We start from the raw sequence: 23,498 nt of genomic DNA, 5'->3' as shown, positions 1-23,498 counted from the left end.
TCTGCAGAATCGTCACGGAAGATGAGCGGTCGATGACCGACACCATAATGCTTCGACAAGAATAAGGCGCGATCAGCTTCAATGGCTGGGCGGAGCCGCAGCGAGACAGGGGACAAGGGAACATGACGCGATTGCAACGAATGAGTCTGCTGGGGTTGGCGGCTTTCGGCAGCCTGATGGCGAGTGTGGCGCAGGCGGCCTCCACGCTGCAGGATCTGGAATTCACTTCGCTGGGTGGCGATCGGATGGAGCTCAAGCTCGATTTCGCCGGCGGGGTGCCTGAGGTCAAAGGATACCGGATCGAGACACCGCCGCGTATCACCATCGATCTCATGGATACCAGCAGTCAGCTGGACAAGCGCCGCTTCGAGCTCGGCCTCAATGGGGTCGAGGAGCTGGTGGCGCTGGAGGCCGGCTCGCGTACGCGCCTGGTCATGAAGCTCAGCCAGACCCGTCCCTATGTGACGCGTACCGAAGGCAATAGCCTCTATGTCATCGTCGGTGAGCAGGGCGGTCCGGTGGCCGCCGCCGCGTCAGGCCAGTCCGCGCAGCCGCAGCAGCAGGGTGGCGGACTGGAAGTCGCGGCGGAGCCTTCCGTCAGTGGTATTGATTTCCGTCGGGGCAGTGAGGGGGAAGGGCGTGTCGTGGTCAACTTCAATCGCGCCAATGTCGAGTCTCGCGTGACCGAGCGTGGCCGCAAGATCTATATCGATCTCAAGGGTGTCGCCCTGCCGCCAGAGCTGAATCAGGTGCTGGATGTCGGTGATTTCGCGACTCCGGTCTCGAGGATCGATCCGCAGCGTACTCGTGATGGTGTGCGCCTGGTGGTGGATGCCAATGGTTACTATACCCAGTTGGCCACCCAGGCCGGCAACGAGCTGGTGCTTGAGGTCAAGCCGCTGACACGGGAAGAGCAGGCGGAGCGGATCAAGGACAAGTTCCCGTACACCGGCAAGAAGATCTCGCTGAACTTCCAGAATATCGAAGTGCGCTCGGTGCTGCAGATCATCGCGGACTTCACTGGGCTCAATCTGGTGGCCAGTGACAACGTCACCGGCAACGTGACCCTGAACCTCAAGGAAGTGCCCTGGGATCAGGCGCTGGACCTGGTGCTCAAGTCGAATGGCCTGGCCAGTCGCCGCATGGGCAACGTTCTGATGGTCGCGCCGGCGGAAGAGCTGGCGGCACTTGAGCGCAAGGAGCTGGAAGCCAATCAGCAGGTCAAGGAGCTGGCGCCCCTGACGACGGAGTACATTCAGGTGCGTTATGCCAAGGCGGCGGACCTGGCGGCATTGCTGCGCGGTGAAGGCGGTATCGGCCTGCTCTCCGAGCGCGGTCGTGTCATGGTGGATGAGCGTACCAACACCATGTTGATCCAGGACACGCGCGACACTCTGGAGTCCATTCGCGGTACCCTCGAGTATCTCGACATTCCGGTGCGTCAGGTCCAGATCGAGGCGCGCATCGTGATCGCGCGCAGCAGCGTGTCGAGTGAAATCGGTGTCAACTGGGGGCTTTCCAACAGCAGCAACGGCAAGTTCGGCCTGGAAGGTGCGTCGACCGGCACGACCAGTGACGGTGGCCTGAGCGTCAATCTGGGTGACGACAGTGATCCGGGCAGCACCTTCAGCTTCGGTTACCTGTCCGGCGATATCCTGCTGGATCTGGAGCTTTCGGCGCTGGAAAGCGAAGGCAAGAGCCAGACCATCTCCCAGCCCAAGATCATCACCGCCAACCAGAAGAAGGCCGTCATCAAGCAGGGTCAGGAAATTCCCTACGAGGAGGCGACCTCCAGCGGCGCGACCAACATCGAGTTCAAGGAGGCGGTGCTGGCGCTGGAGGTCACGCCGCAGATCACCCCGGACAACCGCATCATCATGGATCTGTTGATCAACAATGACGACGTGTCCGATGACAGCTTCAATGGCGAGCCGGCCATCGATACCAATGAAATCGAGACTCAGGTGCTAGTCAATGATGGCGAGACGGTGGTGCTGGGCGGTATTCTGACCTCTGAACAGATACGCAGCGTCTTCAAGACACCTTTCCTGGGGGATCTGCCGGTGATCGGGAATCTCTTCCGCTATACCGAAGAGTCCAACGAGAAGGTAGAATTGCTGGTATTCATAACCCCGAAGATCATCGAGGACGGCCTGGCGGTGCGCTGATGCATGTGATTCCCAACGTATTCCTTGTCGGCCCCATGGGGGCCGGCAAGAGCACTATCGGCCGCCTGCTGGCGGCCGACTTGCATCGTGAATTTTGCGATAGCGACCACGTGATCGAAGATCGCTGCGGTGCCAGCATCCCCTGGATCTTCGATGTCGAGGGCGAGGCAGGCTTTCGCGGGCGCGAGCAGGCCGTGATTGACGAGCTGACCTCGCTGTCCGATGTCGTGATGGCCACCGGTGGTGGTGCCATCATGGCCGAAGCCAACCGGCGTGTGCTGCGAGAGCGCGGCACGGTGGTCTATCTCTATGCTCCGGTCGAGCAGCAGCTCAAGCGTGCCGGACGTGACCGCAATCGTCCTCTGCTCCAGCAGGATGACCCGGGGCGGGTGCTCAAGCGTCTCTTCGAGCTGCGAGACCCTCTCTATCGCGACACCGCGGATATCATCGTGCGTACCGATCGACGCAGCCCGCGTGCGGTCACCAACGAGATCCGGCGCCGGCTCAAGGCATTGTCAGACCCGCTCCACGTGCATGGCTAGCCCCCCCTGGGGAGTCTGGCTCTCGCTTACATTCAGGCGCCGTCATTCGTTTCGCCGCAAGGAGAATCATCATGTCCCTGGCTCCCGCTCATCGTCTCGATGTCGCACTTGGCGAGCGTAGTTACCCCATTCACATCGGCCCGGGCCTGACGGCGCGAGGAGACCTCATTCGTGAGCATCTCGCCGGTCGTCAGGTGATGATCGTCACCAACACCGTGGTGGCGCCACTGTATCTGGAGGCGCTCAAGGCATCACTTGGCGATGGTCTGGATATTCGAGAGGTGATTCTCGAGGATGGCGAACAGACCAAGCACATGGCCAGTATCGGTCTGATCTGGGATGCCCTGCTCGAGGCCGGCTTCAATCGTCGTTGCACCTTGATCGCCCTCGGTGGGGGAGTCATCGGCGACATGACCGGTTTTGCCGCCGCCTGTTATCAGCGGGGGGCGGCCTTCATCCAGGTACCGACCACGCTGCTGTCGCAGGTGGATTCCTCGGTGGGGGGCAAGACCGGCGTCAATCATCCGCGCGGCAAGAACATGCTGGGTGCCTTCTGGCAGCCGAGACTGGTGTTGATCGATACCTCAAGCCTCAGGACATTGCCGCAGCGTGAGCTGTCGGCGGGCATGGCCGAGGTCATCAAGTATGGCCTGCTGTGGGATGAAAGCTTCCTGAGCTGGCTGGAAGACAACATGCAGGCCTTGATGGCGCTGGATGAAACCTTGCTCGGAGAGGCCATCCGCCGCAGTTGTGCGATCAAGGCGGATGTCGTGGCGCAGGATGAGACCGAGCAGGGCGTGCGCGCACTGCTCAACCTCGGCCACACCTTCGGGCATGCCATCGAAACGGACCAGGGCTATGGCGTCTGGCTGCACGGTGAAGCCGTCGGCACCGGCATGCTGATGGCCGCTGAGCTTTCGGCGCGCATGGGGTGGCTGTCGAGTGCCGATGTCGAGCGTATTGCCAAGGTGATCGACAAGGCCGGTCTGCCGCTGCAAGCGCCGGAGGACATGGGGGTCGAGGACTTCCTGCGTCACATGCAGCTGGACAAGAAGAATGTCGATGGTCGTCTGCGTCTGATCCTGCTCGAGCGTATCGGGCGTGCGGTGATTACCGAAGAGGCGCCTGCCGGCCTGCTGGCGGACATGCTGGAGCACTGGCCGCGCAGCAGCCACTGATCCCTCGACCAGCCGTTGGCTGGTGCACGGAATCTGCCGCAGAAAAAAGCCGTCACCTCAGGGTGGCGGCTTTTCTTTTTGTCGAGCGTCAGTGGGCACTTCAGGTGGACGTGCCCAGGGCGCATGTCCGATGTACGGGGCGGGTGTGCTGGTGAGTGTGCAGGACAAGTGCATTAGCGGGGCGTGATTCCTGAATTGGTATGCCGTATGCGTAATCGGTATGGGGAGAATTGAATAAAAACGCTGTTTTTTATTCATCCAAGACTAAAGTTGCAAGGCGAAACCCGCGAGGCATGTCTACCCGCTAAGCGCTTGAGCCTACAGGGTTTTTTGGAATGAGGTGTCTCTAACCTTCGGTTTTGTCAGGTTTTTTTGCCCGATGGGCGACCTGTGGAGAATTGCGCGGTGGGGAAGCGCGGGGATATGCTCGAGGGAAATCTGGCGTCGTGTTGCGACACTGATGGCGCCACTATCGGCAGGCATAAAAATAAAGATAACCGATAACTATAACCTCGAAAATGCTTGTTGAAAAGCATCTGGACACATGATTTCTCCGTGAGGCACGCCCATGAATAAAGGTCTCCACCAACCGGGAGAGTTCCGCGACAACTGCGGCTTCGGCTTGATCGCCCATATGGAAGGGCAGGCAAGCCATGAGCTGCTGCAGACTGCCATTGAATCCCTGACGTGCATGACTCACCGCGGTGGTATCGCTGCCGACGGCAAGACCGGTGATGGCTGCGGCCTGCTGCTCAAGATGCCGGATGGCTTCATGCGCCAGATCGCCCGAGAGACGCTCGGGCTCGAGCTGGGCGAGCGCTATGCCGTCGGTACGCTCTTCCTGCCGAATGATGACGCGCGTGAACAGTCCGCGCGTGATGCTTTCGAGTCCGCTCTGACGGCACGCAACCTCGAGGTGCTCGGTTGGCGTGACATGCCGGTGGATGACAGCGTGTGCGGCCCGATGGCCCGCGACTGCCTGCCGCGCATTCGTCAGGTCTTCGTTGCAGCTTCCAGTGAACGTACCGATATCGCCTTCAATGTCGACCTGTTCATGGCGCGCAGATACGCCGAGCAGGCGCTGAAGGGCGAAGAGGACTTCTACGTCTGCTCGCTGTCCGGCAAGGTCATCTCCTTCAAGGGTCTGGTGATGCCGGAAGACCTTCCGCGCTTCTACAAGGACCTGGGCGACCCGCGCCTCGAGACCGCGATCTGTGTCTTCCACCAGCGCTTCTCGACCAACACCGCGCCGCGCTGGCCGCTGGCCCAGCCGTTCCGCTTCCTCGCCCACAACGGCGAGATCAACACCATCGAGGCCAACCGTGGCTGGGCAAACGCGCGCAAGGAGAACTTCGTCTCCGAGCAGCTGCCCGAGATCGCCGAGCTGGACGAGATCGTCAACACGGTCGGCTCCGATTCCTCCAGCATGGACAACATGCTGGAAGTGCTGCTGACCGGTGGCATGGATATCTATCGCGCCATCCGCATGATGGTGCCGCCGGCCTGGCAGAACGTCGAGCAGATGGATTCCGACCTGCGGGCCTTCTACGAATACAATTCCATGCACATGGAAGCCTGGGACGGTCCGGCGGGCATCGTGCTCACCGATGGTCGCCACGCAGTATGCATGCTGGACCGCAACGGTCTGCGTCCCGCGCGTTGGGTCATCACCCGCAATGGCTTCATCACGCTGGCCTCCGAGATCGGTACCTACGATTACAAGCCGGAAGATGTCGTCGCCAAGGGGCGTGTCGGGCCGGGGCAGGTGCTGGGTGTCGATACCGAGACCGGTGAAGTGCTGCACACCGATCAGGTCAGCGAGCGCCTCAAGGGCGCCCATCCCTACAAGCGCTGGTTGCGTGAAAATGCCAATTACCTCGAGTCCGCGCTGACCGAGCTGGCGCGTTTCCAGCCGATGGAAGCGGACACGCTGGACGTCTATCAGAAGATGTTCCAGGTCAGCTTTGAAGAGCGTGATCAGCTGCTGCGCCCGCTGGCCGAGAGCGGTCAGGAGGCGGTCGGCTCCATGGGGGATGACACCCCGATGGCCGTGCTGTCGCGCCAGAACCGCGTACTGACCGACTATTTCCGCCAGAAGTTCGCCCAGGTCACCAATCCGCCGATCGATCCGCTGCGCGAAGCGATCGTGATGTCGCTGGAGACCTGCTGTGGCGCCGAGCTCAACATCTTCGACGCGACGCCGGAACACGCGCATCGTCTGATCCTGACCACGCCGGTGCTGTCACCGCGCAAGTTCAATGCGCTGGTCAATCATGAGGACCCGGCGTTCACCTCCCAGACACTCAAGCTGCACTATGACCCGAGTCAGGACTCTCTGAAGCAGGCGCTTCAGGGCATCTGTCAGCAGGCCGAGGAAGCGGCGCGCAATGGCAAGGTGATCCTGGTGCTCAGCGACTGCGGGCTCGCCAAGGGACAATTGCCGATTCACGCGGCGCTGGCGACCGGTGCCATTCACCATCACCTCGGAGCACTGGCACTGCGTCCGCGCGTCAATCTGGTCATCGAGACCGGCTATGCGCGTGATGCACACCAGATGGCAGTGCTGTTCGGGGTGGGTGCCACGGCGGTCTACCCCTACCTTGCCTATCAGGTGATGGCCGACATGCATCGCACCGGCGAGCTGTCCGGCAACCCGGCCGATGCCCGCGAGAACTATCGCAAGGGCATGCAGAAGGGCCTCTACAAGATCCTGTCCAAGATGGGCATCTCGCACATCGGCTCCTACCGTGGTTCGCAGCTGTTCGAGGCCGTAGGGCTCAACAGTGAAGTCATGGACATGTGCTTCACCGGCATGGCCTCGCGCATCGAAGGCGCCGGCTTCGCCGAACTGCAGTTCCAGCAGGAGCTGCTGGCGCGTGAAGCCTGGCTGCCGCGCAAGCGCATCAAGCAGGGCGGTTTGGTCAAGTACGTGCACGGTGGTGAGTACCACGCCTACAACCCTGACGTGGTGATGAAGCTGCAGCAGGCCGTGCAGCAGGGGGACTACGGCAAGTGGAAGGAATTCGCGCGCCTGGTCAACGAGCGCCCGGTCGCTACCATTCGCGATCTGTTGAGCCTCAAGCCCGTGGCCGAGCCGCTGCCGCTTGAGGAAGTCGAGTCCGTCGAATCACTGCTGCCGCGCTTCGACAGCGCCGGCATGTCTCTCGGCGCGCTGTCTCCCGAGGCACATGAGGCGCTGGCGCAGGCCATGAACGAGGCCGGCGGGCGCTCCAACTCCGGTGAGGGCGGTGAAGACCCGGCACGCTACGGCACCGTGCGCTCCTCCAAGATCAAGCAGATCGCGTCCGGGCGTTTCGGTGTCACGCCGGCGTACCTGGTCAATGCCGAGGTACTGCAGATCAAGGTCGCACAGGGCGCCAAGCCCGGTGAGGGCGGTCAGCTGCCGGGCGGCAAGGTCAACGACCTGATCGCACGTCTGCGCTACGCCGTGCCGGGGGTGACACTGATCTCGCCGCCGCCGCACCACGACATCTATTCCATCGAGGATCTGGCACAGCTGATCTTTGACCTGAAACAGGTCAATCCGTCAGCGCAGGTCTCGGTCAAGCTGGTCTCCGAGCCCGGCATCGGCACCATCGCCACCGGTGTCGCCAAGGCCTATGCCGACCTGATCACCGTCTCCGGCTACGACGGTGGCACCGCGGCCAGCCCGATCACCTCGATCAAGCATGCCGGTTCCCCGTGGGAGCTGGGGCTGCCCGAGGTGCACCAGGCGCTGCGCATCAATCAGTTGCGTCACAAGATTCGTCTGCAGACGGATGGCGGTCTCAAGACCGGCCTGGATGTGGTCAAGGCGGCGATTCTGGGGGCCGAGAGCTTCGGCTTCGGGACGGCACCGATGGTGGCGCTGGGCTGCAAGTACCTGCGTATCTGTCACCTGAACAACTGTGCCACCGGTGTCGCGACCCAGCACCAGGCGCTGCGTGATGAGCATTTCCGCGGCACCGTCGAGATGGTCAAGCACTACTTCCGCTTCATCGCTGAAGAGGTGCGCGAGCTGATGGCGCTGCTGGGCGTGCGCCAGATCACCGACCTGATCGGTCGTACCGATCTGCTCGAAGTGCTGGAAGGCGAGACCAACGCGCAGCGTCGTCTCGACCTCACGCCGTTGCTGGGCAATGACTTCGTGCCCGAGGACGCGCCGCAGTTCTGCCAGGTCAGCCGCAACGAGCCGCATGACCCCGGCGCCAAGAACCTCGAGATGCTGGCGGCGATGGAGTCCGCGATCGACAGCCGCAGCGGTGGCGAGTTCAGCTTCCATGTCACCAACTGCGATCGCTCCATCGGGGCGCGCGTCTCCGGTGAGATCGCCAAGCGGTATGGCGAGGCAGGACTGGCGGGCTCGCCGCTCAAGGTCAGCCTGACCGGCGTGGCAGGGCAGAGCTTCGGGGTCTGGAATGCGCATGGCCTCGAGATGCATCTGGAAGGCGATGCCAACGATTACGTCGGCAAGGGTATGAATGGCGGCAAGCTGACCATCGTGCCGCCGCGCGGCTCGCGCTTCGAGAGCCACAAGACGGCCATCATCGGCAACACCTGCCTGTATGGGGCGACCGGCGGCAAGTTGTATGCCGCGGGAACTGCCGGCGAGCGCTTCGCGGTGCGCAACTCCGGTGCGCATGCCGTCATCGAAGGGGCGGGCGATCACTGCTGTGAGTACATGACCGGCGGGCTGGTCTGCGTGCTGGGCGAAACCGGCGTCAACTTCGGTGCAGGCATGACCGGCGGCTTCGCCTATGTACTGGACGAGAGTCGAGACTTCGTCGACAAGTACAACCACGAGCTGGTGGAAATCCACCGTATCAATACCGAAGCCATGGAGGCCTATCGTCGCCATCTGCGCGAAGTGATCGAGGAATACGTGGCCGAGACCGGCTCCGAGCGCGGTCGCAACATCCTGCGTGATTTCCCTGACTTCGTGCGTCACTTCTGGTTGGTCAAGCCCAAGGCGGCAAGCCTGGGTGGATTGCTCGATCAGTCCCGGCGTCAGCCGGAGTGACCGCATCCCTCACCCTGGCAAGCCCCGGGTGAGGGCCCGCACCGCGACGGTGCCCGGATTTTGAGAGAGGATTCATCATGGCCAATCAGCTCGCCAACGACTTCCAGTTCATCGATGTGGGTCGTCAGGACCCGCAGAAGAAAGATGCTCGCGTGCGTGCCCGCGAGTTCAACGAGATATACGCCGAGTTCAAGCCGGTGGAAGCGGCCAGTCAGGCGCATCGCTGCCTGGGTTGCGGCAACCCCTACTGCGAGTGGAAGTGTCCGGTACACAACTACATCCCCAACTGGCTGAAGCTGGTCTCCGAGGGCAACATCCTCGAGGCTGCGGAGCTTTCGCACCAGACCAACTCGCTGCCCGAAGTCTGTGGGCGCGTCTGCCCGCAGGATCGTCTCTGTGAAGGCGACTGCACCCTGAATGATGGCTTCGGTGCCGTCACCATCGGTTCGGTCGAGAAGTACATCACCGACACCGCCTTCGCGATGGGCTGGCGCCCCGACATGTCCAAGGTCAGCTGGACGGACAAGCGCGTCGCCATCATCGGTGCCGGCCCGGCGGGTCTGGGGGCAGCCGATATCCTGGTGCGCAACGGTGTGCGTCCGGTGATCTATGATCGTCACCCGGAGATCGGTGGGCTGCTGACCTTCGGTATCCCGGAGTTCAAGCTCGAGAAGGGCGTGATGACGCGCCGCCGCGAGATCTTCGAAGAGATGGGCATGGAGTTCCGTCTCAATGTCGAGATCGGTCGTGACATCGGCTTCGATGCCCTGCTCGAGGAATACGATGCCGTCTTCCTGGGCATGGGCACCTACAACGCCATGAGCGGCGGTTTCCCGGGCGAGGATCTTCCGGGAGTTCACAAGGCGCTCGACTTCCTGATTGCCAACGTCAATCACTGCCTGGGCTTCGAGAAGGACCCGGCCGATTACGTCTCGATGGAAGGCAAGAAGGTCGTGGTGCTCGGCGGTGGTGATACCGCGATGGACTGCAACCGCACCTCCATCCGTCAGGGCGCCGATACCGTGACCTGTGCCTACCGTCGCGACGAGGCCAACATGCCGGGCTCGCGTCGTGAGGTGACCAATGCTCGTGAGGAAGGCGTCGACTTCCTGTTCAATCGCCAGCCGGTGGCGGTGGTCGGTGAGGGCAAGGTCGAGGGCGTCAAGGTCGTGCGTACCCGCATGGGTGAACCGGACGCCAACGGGCGCCAGCGCCCGGAAGTGGTGCCGGGTTCCGAAGAGATCCTGCCGGCGGATGCCGTCATCGTCGCCTTCGGCTTCCAGGCCAGTCCTGCATCGTGGTTCACCGATTTCGATATCGGGGTCGATGAGCGTGGGCGCATCGCGACCAGTGCCGAGCGACTCGCCTTCCAGACCACCAATCCCAAGGTGTTCGCCGGTGGTGACATGGTGCGCGGTTCCGATCTGGTGGTGACCGCCATTGATGAAGGTCGCCGGGCCGCAGAAGGGATTCTCGATTTCCTGGAAGTGTAAGGAGATCGCAGTATCACGTATCAGGCCCGCCATGGCGGGCCTGATACGTTGGGCGGGTGCCCGTGGCGGCGTCACCAAGGATGGATGGAGTGGCAATCAAATTGAGCCGGAGCAGCCTTTCCGCTAGACTGGCGACCCATCCTGATCCGTTCCCCCGGATCTCTCCTACAGCTCACGTTTTCGGCAGGTTTCCATGACACGATTTATCTTCGTGACGGGCGGCGTTGTGTCCTCGCTTGGCAAGGGCATCGCATCCGCTTCGCTGGCGGCTATTCTCGAGGCCCGTGGCCTCAAGGTCACCATTCTCAAGCTGGATCCGTACATCAACGTCGATCCGGGCACCATGAGCCCGTTCCAGCACGGCGAAGTCTTTGTCACTGAAGATGGCGCGGAAACCGATCTGGACCTCGGTCACTACGAGCGTTTCATCCGCTCGCGCATGACCCAGGGCAACAACTTCACCACCGGCCGTGTCTACGAGCACGTGCTGCGCAAGGAGCGCCGCGGCGACTACCTGGGTGGAACGGTTCAGGTCATCCCGCACATCACCGACGAGATCAAGCGTCGCGTGATCGCTGGCGGTGAAGGCTATGACGTCGCGCTGGTCGAGATCGGTGGCACCGTCGGTGACATCGAGTCCCTGCCATTCCTGGAGTCGATCCGTCAGTTGCGCGCCCAGCTGGGTAGCGAGCGTGCCATCTTCATGCACCTCACGCTGGTGCCGTACATCAAGACGGCTGGTGAGACCAAGACCAAGCCGACCCAGCACAGCGTCAAGGAGCTGCGCTCCATCGGTATCCAGCCGGATATCCTGATCTGCCGCAGCGAAGTCGAGATCGAGGAAAGCGAGCGTCGCAAGATCTCGCTGTTCACCAATGTCGAGGAACGTGCTGTCGTGTCACTGCAGGATGCCGACACCATCTATCGTATTCCGCTGATGTTGCATGAAGCCGGTCTCGATGAGATTGTCTGCGACAAGCTGCGCCTGGAGGCCAAAGAGGCCGACATGTCCGAGTGGGTGTCGGTACTGGATGCCAAGCTCAACCCGCTCAAGACCATCAACATCGCGATGGTCGGCAAGTACATGGAGCTGCTGGACGCCTACAAGTCCCTGAACGAGGCACTGATTCATGCCGGTATCCAGGGACGTGTGAAGGTCAACGTCGACTTCATCGATTCCGAAGAGATCGAGCGCAACGGTACCGATCGTCTGATCGGCAAGGACGCGGTGCTGGTGCCGGGCGGTTTCGGCGAGCGGGGTGTGGAAGGCAAGATCGCCACCGCACGCTTCGCACGTGAGAACAAGGTGCCGTATCTGGGTATCTGTCTGGGCATGCAGGTCGCGGTCATCGAGTTTGCCCGCAACGTGGCAGGCTGGACTGATGCGAACTCCACCGAGTTCACTCACGACACCCAGCACCCGGTGGTCGGTCTGATCACTGAATGGCTGACGCCGGAAGGCAAGATCGAGACCCGTGACGCGGCATCCGACCTGGGCGGCACCATGCGTCTGGGCGGTCAGGCCTGTCGTCTGCTCAACGGCTCCAAGGCGCATCAGGCCTATGGCAGCGATGAGATCGTCGAGCGTCACCGCCACCGCTATGAGGTCAACGACCAGTTCGTGCCGGCGCTGGAAGAGGCCGGTCTGATCTTCTCGGGCCGCAGCGTCGACAACTCGCTGGTCGAGATGGTCGAGCTGCCGGACCACCCGTGGTTCGTCGCGTGTCAGTTCCACCCGGAGTTCACCTCCACCCCGCGTGATGGCCACCCGCTGTTCTCCGGCTTCGTGAATGCGGCGCTCAATCACAAGGCGGCGCGGACTCGCGGCGAGTGATAGGGTGATCGCCGGGCGTCACGCCAGAGTGGCGCCCGTGGGTCTTTTCCGCGGCGGCTCATCAAGAATGTCCGGCAGGCAAGGGCATCGCGGCTGAGCCGCCGGTGGGCAACGTTTTTGATGGACGGTGCAGTGATGAGCAACGAACAACGCGTGATCGAATTTGCAGGCCTGCAAGTCGCCAATGATCGGCCGATGACGCTTTTCGGTGGCATGAACGTGCTGGAATCGCGTGAGCTGGCACTGGAGGTCGCCGAGCAATATGTTGAGGTGACATCGCGCCTCGGCATGCCGTACGTCTTCAAGGCCAGCTTCGACAAGGCCAATCGCAGCTCCATGCACTCCTATCGCGGGCCGGGGATGGAGAAGGGTCTCGAGATCCTCGCCGAGATCAAGTCGCGCTTTGGCGTGCCGATCATCACTGACGTCCACGAGCCTCATCAGGCAGCTGCCGTGGCCGAAGTGGCCGATGTCATCCAACTGCCCGCCTTCCTGGCGCGCCAGACGGATCTGGTCGTGGCCATGGCGCGCACCGGTGCCGTCATCAACGTCAAGAAGCCGCAGTTCCTGGCCCCGCACGAAATGCGCCATATCGTCGCCAAGTGCGGTGAAGCGGGCAATGACCGGATTCTGCTGTGCGAGCGCGGCTCCAGCTTCGGCTACAACAATTTGGTGGTCGACATGCTCGGCATGGCCGAGATGAAGGATACGGGGCTGCCGGTGCTGTTCGATGTCACCCACTCGCTGCAACGCCCGGGTGGGCGGGCCGATTCTGCCGGTGGTCGTCGTGAGCAGGTCTTCGATCTGGCGCGTTCAGGCGTGGCGCTGGGGCTGGCAGGCCTGTTCCTCGAGGCACATCCGGACCCGGACAACGCCAAGTGTGACGGCCCCTGCGCATTGCCGCTGGATCAGCTCGAACCCTTCCTGCGCCAGTTGCAATCGCTGGATTCGCTGGTGAAGGGCTTTGCGCCGCTGGATATTCGCTGAACATGACTACTGGCCGTTCACTACCCTGTGAGCGGCCTTTTTGCGCTATGGGCAAGATGCCCGTCGTGGTGTTTCAATCCCCCGTGTAGAGGACGACACAAGATGGCCAATATCGTCGAAATCCGCGCCCTTGAGGTGCTCGATTCCCGTGGTAACCCGACCGTACAGGCCGAGGTCGTGCTGGAAGGTGGACAACGTGCCAGCGCCTGCGCGCCTTCCGGTGCCTCCACCGGTTCGCGCGAAGCGCTGGAATTGCGTGATGGCGACAAGAGCCGTTATCTGGGCAAGGGCGTACTGAAGGCAGTCGAAGCCGTCAATGGCCCGATCCGCGAGCGTCTCGTGGGCATGGATGCACTGGACCAGCGTGCGCTGGATGACGCCATGCTGGCGCTGGATGGCACCGAGAACAAGGAATCGCTGGGTGCCAATGCGATCCTCGCGGTCTCCCTGGCCGCAGCCAAGGCAGCTGCCCAGGCCAAGGGCATCGAGCTCTACGCTCACATCGCCGAGCTCTACGGTCAGCCGGGCAAGTACTCCATGCCGGTGCCGATGATGAACATCATCAATGGCGGCGAGCATGCCGACAACAATGTCGACATCCAGGAGTTCATGGTCCAGCCGGTCGGCGCGCCGACCTTCCGTGAAGCGCTGCGCACCGGCGCCGAGATCTTCCACGCGCTCAAGAAGGTCCTGCAGGGCCGCGATCTGAGCACTTCCGTGGGCGACGAAGGTGGTTTCGCACCGAACCTTGCCTCCAATGCCGAAGCGCTGGCGGTCATCAAGCAGGCGGTCAGCGATGCGGGCTACACGCTGGGCACTGACGTGACCCTGGCGCTGGATTGTGCCTCCTCCGAGTTCTACAAGGATGGCCAGTACAACCTGTCTGGTGAAGGCAAGAGCTTCGATGCACGTGGTTTCGTCGACTACCTGGCCGAGCTGGCGGACGAATACCCCATCGTGTCCATCGAAGACGGCATGGACGAGTCTGACTGGGAAGGCTGGAAGCTGCTGACCGACAAGCTCGGCGACAAGGTGCAGCTGGTCGGTGATGACCTGTTCGTCACCAACACGCGCATCCTGAGCCGTGGTATCGATGAAGGCATCGGCAACTCCATCCTGATCAAGTTCAACCAGATCGGTTCACTGTCCGAGACCCTGGATGCGATCAAGATGGCGCAGGCCGCTGGCTTCACTGCGGTCATCTCCCACCGCAGTGGCGAGACCGAAGACACCACCATCGCCGACCTCGCCGTGGGTACCTGTGCCGGGCAGATCAAGACCGGCTCTCTGTGCCGCTCTGACCGTGTCGCCAAGTACAACCGCCTGCTGGTGATCGAGCAGCAGCTGGGCGATGTCGCCTACAATGGCCTGAAAGAGATCAAGGGCCAGTAAGCAGGCGACAGGCTTGTGGATGCCGTCTTGGTCGTCGGCATCCACAACGCTTCCACATGACGGGGTCGTACCTTCGGGTGCGGCCCCGTCGTGCGTTACACGTGCTGTCCGCGCAGGTTGCGTCTCAAGTACGTGGACTTTCCCCATCTCTGCAGTCAGTTCATGTAAGCCTTTTCCTACAAGATATGCAGGACATAGAGGATAACTGCTGCACTCCGGATACGTGTTCAATCGTATGTTTTTCTATAGATCACTGTTTTACAACAGTTTTATCTAAAAGCTTCCTTGTTTGTCCCGATTCGTCTGAGCGGTTTGGCTAGTTCCTGATTCCGTGAAGCCAGCGCCGACACTTCCCCTATCACCGCCAGCGAGCATTTTCTGACCGCCGATTCCGTCTCAACCGCTGAACGCATACCGGGGAGGACCAACCATGGCGACGCTGACCGACGAGAGCAGCCCATTTTGACAGGCATTTCTACCCGCCGGGCACGCTGATACTGGCTGCCGATGACCGTCAGCTCTCTGCGTGGTGCCTTTGTCCGACAGACGATCAGCATGGCGTGCCTCGGGGATAGCGCAGGCGGCTTCGCAAGGTGTTCAACACCGTCATGCGTCCGATGTCCTGCCCGAAGTCGAGGATGATCTGCCGCGCCTTGTGAATCACGAGCGCCGCACGATGCACCAGCTCTTGTAGCACGGTGCGGATCCGGCGCCGCTTGGCGGGATGGCGCACCGGGCTCAGCTCGCCGGTCATGCCCAGCTGCCCCATCAGCCGCAGGATGTTGTAGGCCAGCTGGGCGAGGTGCAGGATCAGATCGTTGGTGGCGAACTTGCCCGACGGCAGCCGCTCCAGGTCGAGATCGGTCTTGATCTCACTGTGGAATTGCTCGTGGGTGGCATGCGCCTGGTAGCGTTTGATCACCGCCTCCGGCGCCTCGTCCAGGCTGGTCCACCAGCCTTCCAACTCATAGTCCGGTTCGAGCAGCAACTGGCCATCGCGATCGGCGGTGCGCTCTACCAGGCGCATCACGCGTTGGACGACGTATTCGGTCTTGTTGTCGTCGTGGATCGAGACGGTCTGCGTCCACAGCGCCTGGCGCTTGCCAGGACGCAGCTCTTCCCAGTAGTCCGCCGCCACAGCCAACCAGGTATCCTGATCCGCCGTGGCCGAGCCGCGCGGGTTCCATTTGACGACATAGTCGAGCCGGCGCCCCTCGTCGGCAAAGACCTGGCGCTGCTGTTCGAGAAGCGCCAGGTGCGCCTGGCTGTCGAAGCCGCTGTCCTCGCGTAACAGGATCGGTTGCTTGGTCAGGCCTTGGGCGCGAGGCAGTACCCGCTCCAGGAAGGCGTTGCTCTCCTTCATGGTGTGCTGCTTGCCAGGCCGCAGTTCCAGACCCAGGCACCACCCTTCGTTGCCCAGATAGGCGGCGATCGGGGTGTAGCCATCGACCTTCTGGTAGGTCCGCGAGACGCCTTCCTTCTTCGAGTTGCTGTTGTCCATGACGAAGGTGTCGATGTCCAGGCAGACGTGCGTCGTCTCGGCGGTGATCGGTGCTTCGATCAGTGACAGCAGGGTCGTGGACCAGGTGGCGGTGCGCGCCTGCAGGTCGTTGGCGGCAAGTTTCTCCAGCCGCTGTCGCAGCGTCGCCGCGCTCGGCACCTTCTGCAGGGTCAGCAGTTGTTGGAAGGGCTTGTCGCGGCGGAAGTTCTCGACAGCGTCATAGTCGCTCATGCCCAGACACAGCAGGCCCAGGTAGCTCTTGATCACGTCACTGGTGCGCATGCCCAGCGTGGTGGGGAAGCGGCTGTCGATGCTGTCGACGCCAGCGATCTCGAAGCATTGCCCGATGATGGACAGCCCGGCGTGGCTGGTGAGGGTGCGGCGACTGGCGCGGAACTTGACGTTGGGCATGGCACTGTCTGGGTGAATGGCGATATTCGCTATATTGCCATGCAGTTCAGTAGGTTAGAAGCATTTCTGGGGGCTGGTCTCACGGATTCAGGTAGTTGCCTGATGACGGCTTGCTGACCAGAATAGCGTCATGGAAGCGGGATGCGGCGGGACACCGCACCTTTGAGCAGGATGCTCTTGATGATCTTCCAGGGAGTATGTCGGGCAGGATGCCCGACTCGTCTGAACAGGATGTTCAGCGAACAGGAACCGTCAAAGATGACGGAAGCAGCAGCACTGCATGGCATCTTGCCCGAGGAGCGGGCAGGAATTGGCCAGGGACCACGGATGAATGGCCAGGTACAGGAAGTACCGGATCAGGAAGATCCAGAGTGACGGTATCGTCATTGGCAGCGGACGCGCAATCACGACAGGGATGGTTGATGGGTCTCGACCCGATATGCAGTCAGGAAGCTCGCCTTCACAGGAGTGACGGATGACGGGACATCATCCGTGTCAGGCAGACGAGGCAATCAGCGGCAGAATCTCGACGGCAGGATGCCGAGGCAAGGATGTCAGATCACGGAACATCATGAGACTGTCAGCTGAGGCAGGTCAGGAGCGGCACGGGCAGGATGCCGGGCAATGCATCTGCGATGCAGTTGCATGAGCAGGACAGCAGGGCAGGCAATAAGCAGAAACGGGCATTGTGGTGGGACAGCTGCGCAAGCAGTGCCACAATGCCCCATGCGTGACGGTGCGCTCTGAATGGCAGGATGCCATGACGGGCAGGGACAGCACCCAGGAACACGATCCAGGACGGATCGACAGGGACACGCTTGGAGCGGGCGACCTTTCGGGGTTGCCCTTTTTTGTGCCTTTTTTTCGGCCCCACCCGCCGGGCTGGCTGACCATGAGCGCTCAAGACGAAGACGGCAGCCACCCCTGAGGGAGTGGCTGCCGTCTTGATGAGAACCTGGTGCTTGCCCGGTCAGGTCGGGCAGGGCATTTACTGCTCCAGGTATTCGAGCTTGCCTTCGACACCATCCCACTTCTCAGCGTCTTCCATGGCGTCCTTCTTCTCGCTGATGTTCGGCCACACTTCGGCCAGATCGGCATTCAGCTCGATGAATTCCTTCTGATTCTCCGGCACTTCGTCCTCGGAGAAGATGGCTTCCGCGGGACACTCCGGCTCGCACAGAGCGCAGTCGATGCACTCGTCCGGGTTGATGACCAGGAAGTTGGGGCCTTCATAGAAGCAATCGACCGGGCAGACCTCCACGCAGTCAGTGTATTTGCAGCGGATGCAGTTCTCGGTGACGATGAATGCCATCTGGGTCTCCTGACGCGGGTCGGCGTCTCTCGTAGGTCGTGGTCCAGCGCCACTCTGTGCCGTCTGAGCGGCATCTTGAGTTTCAGGTTATAAGCGGCGCGAGTGTTATAAGGCGTTATTCTAGTGGCGCTCTGCCGCCCTCGCAATCAGCGTGGGCGGATCGTTTTGGAATGGTGCTATGCCCATCGCGCACTGTCGAGTGTCGGCAGGCGCATGGTGTCATGCGACTTGTCAGTCGACTCACTCCGCCGCTTACTGGATCTTGCGCCATTCATAAATGAGTTCCAGTGCCCGCTTGGGGCTCAGGTCATCCGGGTCCAGCTGGGTCAAGGCTTCGACGATCGGGTGAGGCGGTGCCGCGAAGAGATCATTCTGCTGCGGTACTGGCTGGCCGAGTGCATCTTCACGGGCAACCTGCGGACGATCGACCTCCTGCTGCTCGAGACTGGTCAATTTCTCACGTGCACGCAGGATGACGTTCTGCGGGACCCCGGCCAGCTGGGCAACCTGCAGGCCATAACTCTGGCTTGCCGGCCCCTCCTCGACACGGTGCATGAAGACGATGCCATCGCCATGCTCTGCGGCGGTCAGGTGAACGTTGGCCACGCCATCGACGTGCTCGGGGAGTGCCGTCATCTCGAAATAATGGGTCGCGAACAGCGTGAAGGCGCGCGTGCGGGCCAGGTGCTCGGCGCTTGCCCAGGCCAATGACAGGCCATCGAAGGTCGAGGTGCCGCGACCGATCTCATCCATCAGCACCAGACTCTCGTCGGTGGCGTTGTGCAGGATGCTGGCAGTCTCGGTCATCTCGACCATGAAGGTCGAGCGGCCACCGGCCAGGTCATCCGAGGAGCCGATACGCGTGAAGATGCGATCCAGCGGGCCGATGCAGGCGCGAGCGGCGGGTACGAAGCTGCCGGTATGCGCGAGCAGTGCGATCAGCGCGGTCTGACGCATGTAGGTGGATTTACCGCCCATGTTGGGGCCGGTGATCACCAGCATGCGGCGCGCATCGTCAAAGCGCACGTCGTTGGGCACGAAGGGGTGGTCGCTGACATGTTCCACCACAGGGTGGCGGCCGCCTTCGATGTCGATTCCCGGCGTGTCGCTGAGCTGCGGGCGGACGAAGTCCAGTGCGGCGGCGCGATCAGCAAAGGCGGTGAGCACATCCAGTGACGCCAGGGCGCGTGCCGTCTGCTGCAGGCCATCCAGTTCGGTATTCAGGTCATCCAGAAGGTGCTCATACAGCAGCTTCTCGCGGGCCAGCGACTTGGACTTGGCCGACAGCGCCTTGTCCTCGAATTCCTTGAGTTCCGGGATGATGAAGCGCTCGGCATTCTTGAGCGTCTGGCGGCGGATGTATTCCGGCGGAGCTTCCGCTGACTGGGAGCGCGGCAGCTCGATGAAGTAACCATGCACGCGGTTGTAGCCGACCTTGAGGTTGCTGATGCCGGTGCGCTCACGCTCACGGGTCTCGAGGGCCACCAGATACTGACCGGCGTTCTCGGAGAGGCCGCGATACTCGTCCAGGTCATCGTCGTAGCCATCGGCGATCACCCCGCCATCGCGCAGCACGACCGGCGGATTCTCGATCAGCGCTTCGCTGAGCATGGCCGAGAGGGCGGGGAACAGGCGGATGCCATCGCGCAGGTCATCGATGGCACTGCCTTTCTCGACGCTGGCGAGCACGGCACGCAGCTCTGGCAGTGTATTGAGGCCATCACGCAGGCGCGCCATGTCTCGCGGGCGGGCGCTGCGCAGTGCAACACGCGCCAGGATGCGCTCCACATCGCCGATCCGCTTGAGCAGGCCTTGCAGTTCGAAGGGGTAGTCACCCTCAATCAAGCGCTGCACTGCCGCCTGGCGCTGGCCGATCTGGGTCTGATCGCGCAGCGGGCGGTTGAGCCAGCGCTTGAGCAGGCGTGAGCCCATCGCGGTAGCAGTTACGTCCAATACGCTGGCCAGCGTGTTGTCGCTGCTGCCGCCAAGATTGGTGTCGATCTCGAGGTTGCGACGGCTGGCGGCATCGATCACGACCGAATCGTCGCGACTCTCCACGGCCAGCGCCGTCACGTGGGGCAGACCGGTGCGCTGCGTGTCACGCGCGTAGTCGAGCAGGGCACCAGCAGCGGTGACCGCGCAGGTCAGATGACTGCAACCGAAACCATTGAGGTCCTGAACGCCGAACTGATCGCACAGCAGGCGCAACGCGGTCTCATGGTCGAAATGCCAGTCACTCTGACGGGTCAGGCCCGGGCGTGAGGCAAGACTGCTTGGCAGTTCACGACTCTCGCCGACCATCAGCTCGGCGGGTGACAGACGCTGGATCTCGGCCAGCAGTTCTTCATCGCCATTGACTTCCAGTACGCTGAAGCGTCCTGAGGAAAGCTCCAGTGCCGCCAGGCCCCAGGTCTCACCGTCTCGATGCAGCGCCACCAGCAGATTGTCACGGCTGGCATCCAGAAGCGCCTCGTCATGCAGGGTGCCCGGTGTGACGATGCGCACCACCTTGCGCTCGACGGGGCCCTTGGTGGTCGCGGGATCGCCGATCTGCTCGCAGATGGCCACGGATTCGCCCATTTTTACCAGGCGTGCCAGGTAACCCTCGGCGCTGTGATAAGGCACCCCTGCCATGGGAATGGGGGAGCCGCCGGAGCTGCCACGTGCCGTCAGGGTGATGTCGAGCAGTTGCGCGGCTCGCTTGGCGTCCTCATGGAACAGCTCATAGAAGTCGCCCATGCGATAGAACAGCAGCACACCGGGGTGCTCGCGTTTGATCTTCATGTACTGCGCCATCATCGGCGTCATCTGGGGCGCGCTGTTCTTGGCCATGGCCATGGACTTCCTTGACTGCACTGCAATGGGAAAAAGACGCACATGCGAGAACACGGCATGCGGGATGCGCGATATTCTACGGACTGGCGCGGCCGGCTCCAATGCCTGTGATGCCTCCTGCTCGCTTCCCTTTTCCTCAGACCACTTCTAGAAAGGAGTTCGTTCATGGCCCGATTGACGGATACGACGTCCGAGGCACCGGATGCGAATGCACTGGCCGAGCAGCTGCAGGCGCTGGCATTGGCGCGCGGAGTCCAGATCACTGCTGCAGAGTCATGCACCGGGGGTGGCGTGAGTGCCGCGATCACGGCGATTTCCGGTAGCTCCGGCTATTTCGAGGCGGGCTATGTGACGTACTCGAATGCGGCCAAGCGGCGTCTGCTCGGCGTCAGCGAAGCATCGCTCGCGGACTTCGGGGCAGTCTCCGAGGCCGTCGTGCGCGAGATGGTCAGGGGAGCGTGTCGTGACAGCGGTGCCGAATTGGGGGTGGCAATCAGTGGTGTGGCGGGTCCGGGAGGCGGTAGTGAAGAAAAGCCCGTGGGGACGGTGTGGCTGGCATGGGGCAGTGAGGCGCGACAGCAGGCGCGGTGTTTCCACTTTCCGGGAGACCGGCAGGCCGTGCGCGACGCCGCCGTGAGGGTGGCATTGCAAGGCTTGATCGAATGCGTGGAAGCCTGGCAGGGCTGAACTGGTGAGGCTCGAGACGCATGCAACCCTCTGCGTTGAGACTGCTGCCTGAAAAAGCGCATCACCGGACTGGCAGAACGATGAAACATGCGGCATCATACTGTCCATGTATACAGGGTTTTGCCATGACAGCCCAGCCGCTAGGCTGACAGTCTCTGCATCACCCGAAGCTTGAGAATTTCCTATTTCAGGTGGTTGCCCATGCGGCGCCGCCGTTCGACAGGAGGCCACATGGCACAGGACGACAATCGTACCAAGGCGCTGAACGCGGCGCTGTCCCAGATCGAGCGCCAGTTCGGCAAGGGCGCCGTCATGCGCATGGGCGATGCCCCGCGTGTGGCCATCCCGTCGGTATCCACCGGGTCTCTGGGCCTGGATATCGCGCTTGGCATCGGTGGCCTGCCTTTCGGTCGAGTGGTCGAGATCTACGGTCCGGAATCCTCGGGCAAGACGACACTGACGCTCTCGGTCATCGCCCAGGCCCAGAAGCAGGGCAAGGTGTGTGCCTTCATCGATGCCGAGCACGCGCTGGATCCGTCCTACGCCGAGAAGCTCGGCGTCAATCTGGACGAGATGCTGGTCTCCCAGCCGGATACCGGTGAGCAGGCACTCGAGATCGTCGACATGCTGGTGCGTTCCGGTGGTGTCGACGTCATCATCGTCGATTCCGTGGCAGCCCTGACGCCGCGTGCCGAGATCGAGGGTGAGATGGGTGACTCCCACGTCGGCCTGCAGGCGCGTCTGATGTCCCAGGCGCTGCGCAAGGTGACGGGTCACATCAAGAATGCCAACTGCATGGTAGTGTTCATCAACCAGATCCGCATGAAGATCGGGGTGATGTTCGGTAGCCCGGAAACCACCACCGGTGGTAACGCGCTGAAGTTCTACTCGAGTGTCCGTCTCGACATCCGTCGTACCGGCTCCGTGAAGTCCGGCGATGAAGTCACCGGTAACGAGACTCGCGTCAAGGTCGTGAAGAACAAGGTCGCGCCGCCGTTCCGCCAGGCCGAGTTCCAGATTCTCTACGGCAAGGGCATCTACCACGCCGGTGAGGTCATTGATCTGGGCGTGCAGTGTGGTCTGGTCGGCAAGGCAGGTGCCTGGTACAGCTACCAGGGCAGCAAGATCGGTCAGGGCAAGGCCAACTCCGCCCAGTATCTGGAGGATAACCCCGCGATCATGGAAGAGATCGAGAGCCAGATTCGCGCCCAGCTGCTGGCTTCTCCGGAAACCAAGGAAGAGGCCAAGGAAGAAGTGGTCGCCGAAAATGAAGATGATCTGGATCTCGATTGAGACCTGCTCGAGAACGTGTTCATTGAGCGCTGATTTCAGCGCCTTTCAGTGATCTGCAGCGCCCGCCCCGTTTTCGGTGGCGGGCGCTGTGCGTTTTGCACCGGGGATTTCGCCATCTTGGGTGCCTCTCCAGAAAGGAGCGCCAACATGCACGATCAGGAAAGAGAGACCGTCGGGCCGGACTATCAGCCCCTCGATGTCGGCGCGATGACGCCGCAACGGCGTGCCCGCAATGACGCCATCGCACGTCTGGCACGCCGCGAGCACAGCCGTCGCGAGCTGCACGACTATCTCAAGGAGCGCGACTACCTGCAGACCGTCAGCGATGATGCGCTGGCGGAGCAGTCCGCGAGTGGCGAGGAGGGCGCCGAGACGCGCTTGAGTCGTGATGAGGTCGAGCTGCTGATCGAGGAAGTGCTGGAGCGTCTGGTTGAGGAAGGCCTGCAATCCGATGAGCGCTTCGCCGCCAGCTTCCTGCGGACACGGGTGCTGAGGGGGCAGGGCCCCAGGCGTATCCAGCAAGAGTTGCGCCAGCGTGGCATCGACAACGAGACGTCAGGTGCCGTGATGCGTGCTGCCTGTGATCCGGTGCCTGATGCCTTCGGACATGTTGATGCGGTGGACTTCTTCGAGCTGGCGCGCGAGACGTTGGCAAGGCGCTTTTCCTCAGCGGGCGAGGGTCACAAGGAGCGTGCGCGCCGAGAGCGCTTCCTGCTCCAGCGCGGCTTCGACTACGAGCAGTTGCGCTACGCCATGGAGTCCGCCTGGACGGAAGACGAGGCGTGAGGCCAGCCATTGCCCGGGCAATGGCTCGGAACGCGCAAACCGGTCACTCAAGCCATTTC

14 protein-coding genes are annotated in these 23,498 nt (G+C 62.1%); 11 read left to right on the top strand and 3 right to left on the bottom strand.

Annotation, left to right across the window (positions count from 1 at the left end):
• Nucleotides 1-122 precede the first annotated feature (122 nt).
• The 8 genes from AC26AR_RS14830 (at nucleotide 123) to eno (ending at nucleotide 14,614) form a co-directional block, all read left to right on the top strand.
• The gene (locus AC26AR_RS14830; protein ID WP_077377948.1) at nucleotides 123-2,168 is read left to right on the top strand and encodes a type IV pilus secretin PilQ; all 2,046 of its coding nucleotides are present in this window, start codon (nucleotides 123-125) and stop codon (nucleotides 2,166-2,168) included.
• Nucleotides 2,168-2,710 (top strand): shikimate kinase AroK, encoded by a 543-nt coding sequence (gene aroK, locus AC26AR_RS14825; RefSeq protein ID WP_077377951.1) that lies wholly within the window; start codon nucleotides 2,168-2,170, stop codon nucleotides 2,708-2,710. The genes AC26AR_RS14830 and aroK overlap by 1 nt, the downstream gene beginning before the upstream one ends.
• 71 nt (nucleotides 2,711-2,781) lie before the next feature.
• Nucleotides 2,782-3,888 (top strand): 3-dehydroquinate synthase, encoded by a 1,107-nt coding sequence (gene aroB / locus AC26AR_RS14820; RefSeq protein WP_488107272.1) that lies wholly within the window; start codon nucleotides 2,782-2,784, stop codon nucleotides 3,886-3,888.
• 568 nt (nucleotides 3,889-4,456) lie between these two features.
• The gene (gltB, locus tag AC26AR_RS14815; protein ID WP_488107271.1) at nucleotides 4,457-8,908 is read left to right on the top strand and encodes a glutamate synthase large subunit; all 4,452 of its coding nucleotides are present in this window, start codon (nucleotides 4,457-4,459) and stop codon (nucleotides 8,906-8,908) included.
• Nucleotides 8,909-8,985: 77 nt separating this feature from the next.
• Entirely contained in the window at nucleotides 8,986-10,401 is a 1,416-nt protein-coding gene (locus tag AC26AR_RS14810; RefSeq protein WP_488107270.1) for an FAD-dependent oxidoreductase, read from the top strand.
• A gap of 193 nt (nucleotides 10,402-10,594) precedes the next feature.
• Complete coding sequence (pyrG, locus tag AC26AR_RS14805; protein WP_077377963.1) at nucleotides 10,595-12,235, top strand: CTP synthase; 1,641 nt, start codon at nucleotides 10,595-10,597, stop codon at nucleotides 12,233-12,235.
• 135 nt (nucleotides 12,236-12,370) lie between these two features.
• On the top strand, nucleotides 12,371-13,222 hold the full coding sequence (gene kdsA / locus AC26AR_RS14800) for a 3-deoxy-8-phosphooctulonate synthase (RefSeq protein ID WP_077377966.1): 852 nt from the start codon (nucleotides 12,371-12,373) through the stop codon (nucleotides 13,220-13,222).
• A 102-nt stretch (nucleotides 13,223-13,324) separates the two neighbouring features.
• Nucleotides 13,325-14,614: a phosphopyruvate hydratase gene (gene eno, locus AC26AR_RS14795; RefSeq protein ID WP_077377968.1), complete on the top strand. Its 1,290-nt coding sequence runs from the start codon at nucleotides 13,325-13,327 to the stop codon at nucleotides 14,612-14,614.
• A gap of 550 nt (nucleotides 14,615-15,164) precedes the next feature.
• On the opposite strand, the gene AC26AR_RS14790 is transcribed toward eno, so the two are convergent.
• The 3 genes from AC26AR_RS14790 to mutS all read right to left on the bottom strand — a co-directional run bounded on the left by AC26AR_RS14790 (nucleotide 15,165) and on the right by mutS (nucleotide 20,670).
• Nucleotides 15,165-16,526, bottom strand: a complete 1,362-nt coding sequence (locus AC26AR_RS14790) for an IS1380 family transposase (RefSeq protein WP_040244555.1) — start codon at nucleotides 16,524-16,526, stop codon at nucleotides 15,165-15,167.
• Between the two features lie 988 nt (nucleotides 16,527-17,514).
• A complete protein-coding gene (gene fdxA, locus AC26AR_RS14785; RefSeq protein ID WP_077377971.1) occupies nucleotides 17,515-17,838 on the bottom strand; it encodes a ferredoxin FdxA in 324 nt (107 codons plus the stop codon).
• 252 nt (nucleotides 17,839-18,090) lie between these two features.
• A complete protein-coding gene (mutS, locus tag AC26AR_RS14780) occupies nucleotides 18,091-20,670 on the bottom strand; it encodes a DNA mismatch repair protein MutS (protein ID WP_488107269.1) in 2,580 nt (859 codons plus the stop codon).
• A 168-nt stretch (nucleotides 20,671-20,838) separates the two neighbouring features.
• Here mutS and AC26AR_RS14775 point away from each other — a divergent pair, with 168 nt between their 5' ends.
• The 3 genes from AC26AR_RS14775 to AC26AR_RS14765 all read left to right on the top strand — a co-directional run bounded on the left by AC26AR_RS14775 (nucleotide 20,839) and on the right by AC26AR_RS14765 (nucleotide 23,439).
• Nucleotides 20,839-21,360: a CinA family protein gene (locus AC26AR_RS14775; RefSeq protein ID WP_271303234.1), complete on the top strand. Its 522-nt coding sequence runs from the start codon at nucleotides 20,839-20,841 to the stop codon at nucleotides 21,358-21,360.
• 231 nt (nucleotides 21,361-21,591) lie between these two features.
• Entirely contained in the window at nucleotides 21,592-22,653 is a 1,062-nt protein-coding gene (recA, locus tag AC26AR_RS14770) for a recombinase RecA (protein ID WP_077377977.1), read from the top strand.
• A 147-nt stretch (nucleotides 22,654-22,800) separates the two neighbouring features.
• Entirely contained in the window at nucleotides 22,801-23,439 is a 639-nt protein-coding gene (locus AC26AR_RS14765) for a regulatory protein RecX (RefSeq protein ID WP_255303222.1), read from the top strand.
• The last annotated feature ends 59 nt before the right edge of the window (nucleotides 23,440-23,498 follow it).

The organism is Cobetia sp. PS-4MA, from assembly GCF_057670765.1.
Note: the sequence above shows the minus strand (reverse complement) of the source record. Positions and strands in the feature narration are given on the sequence as shown.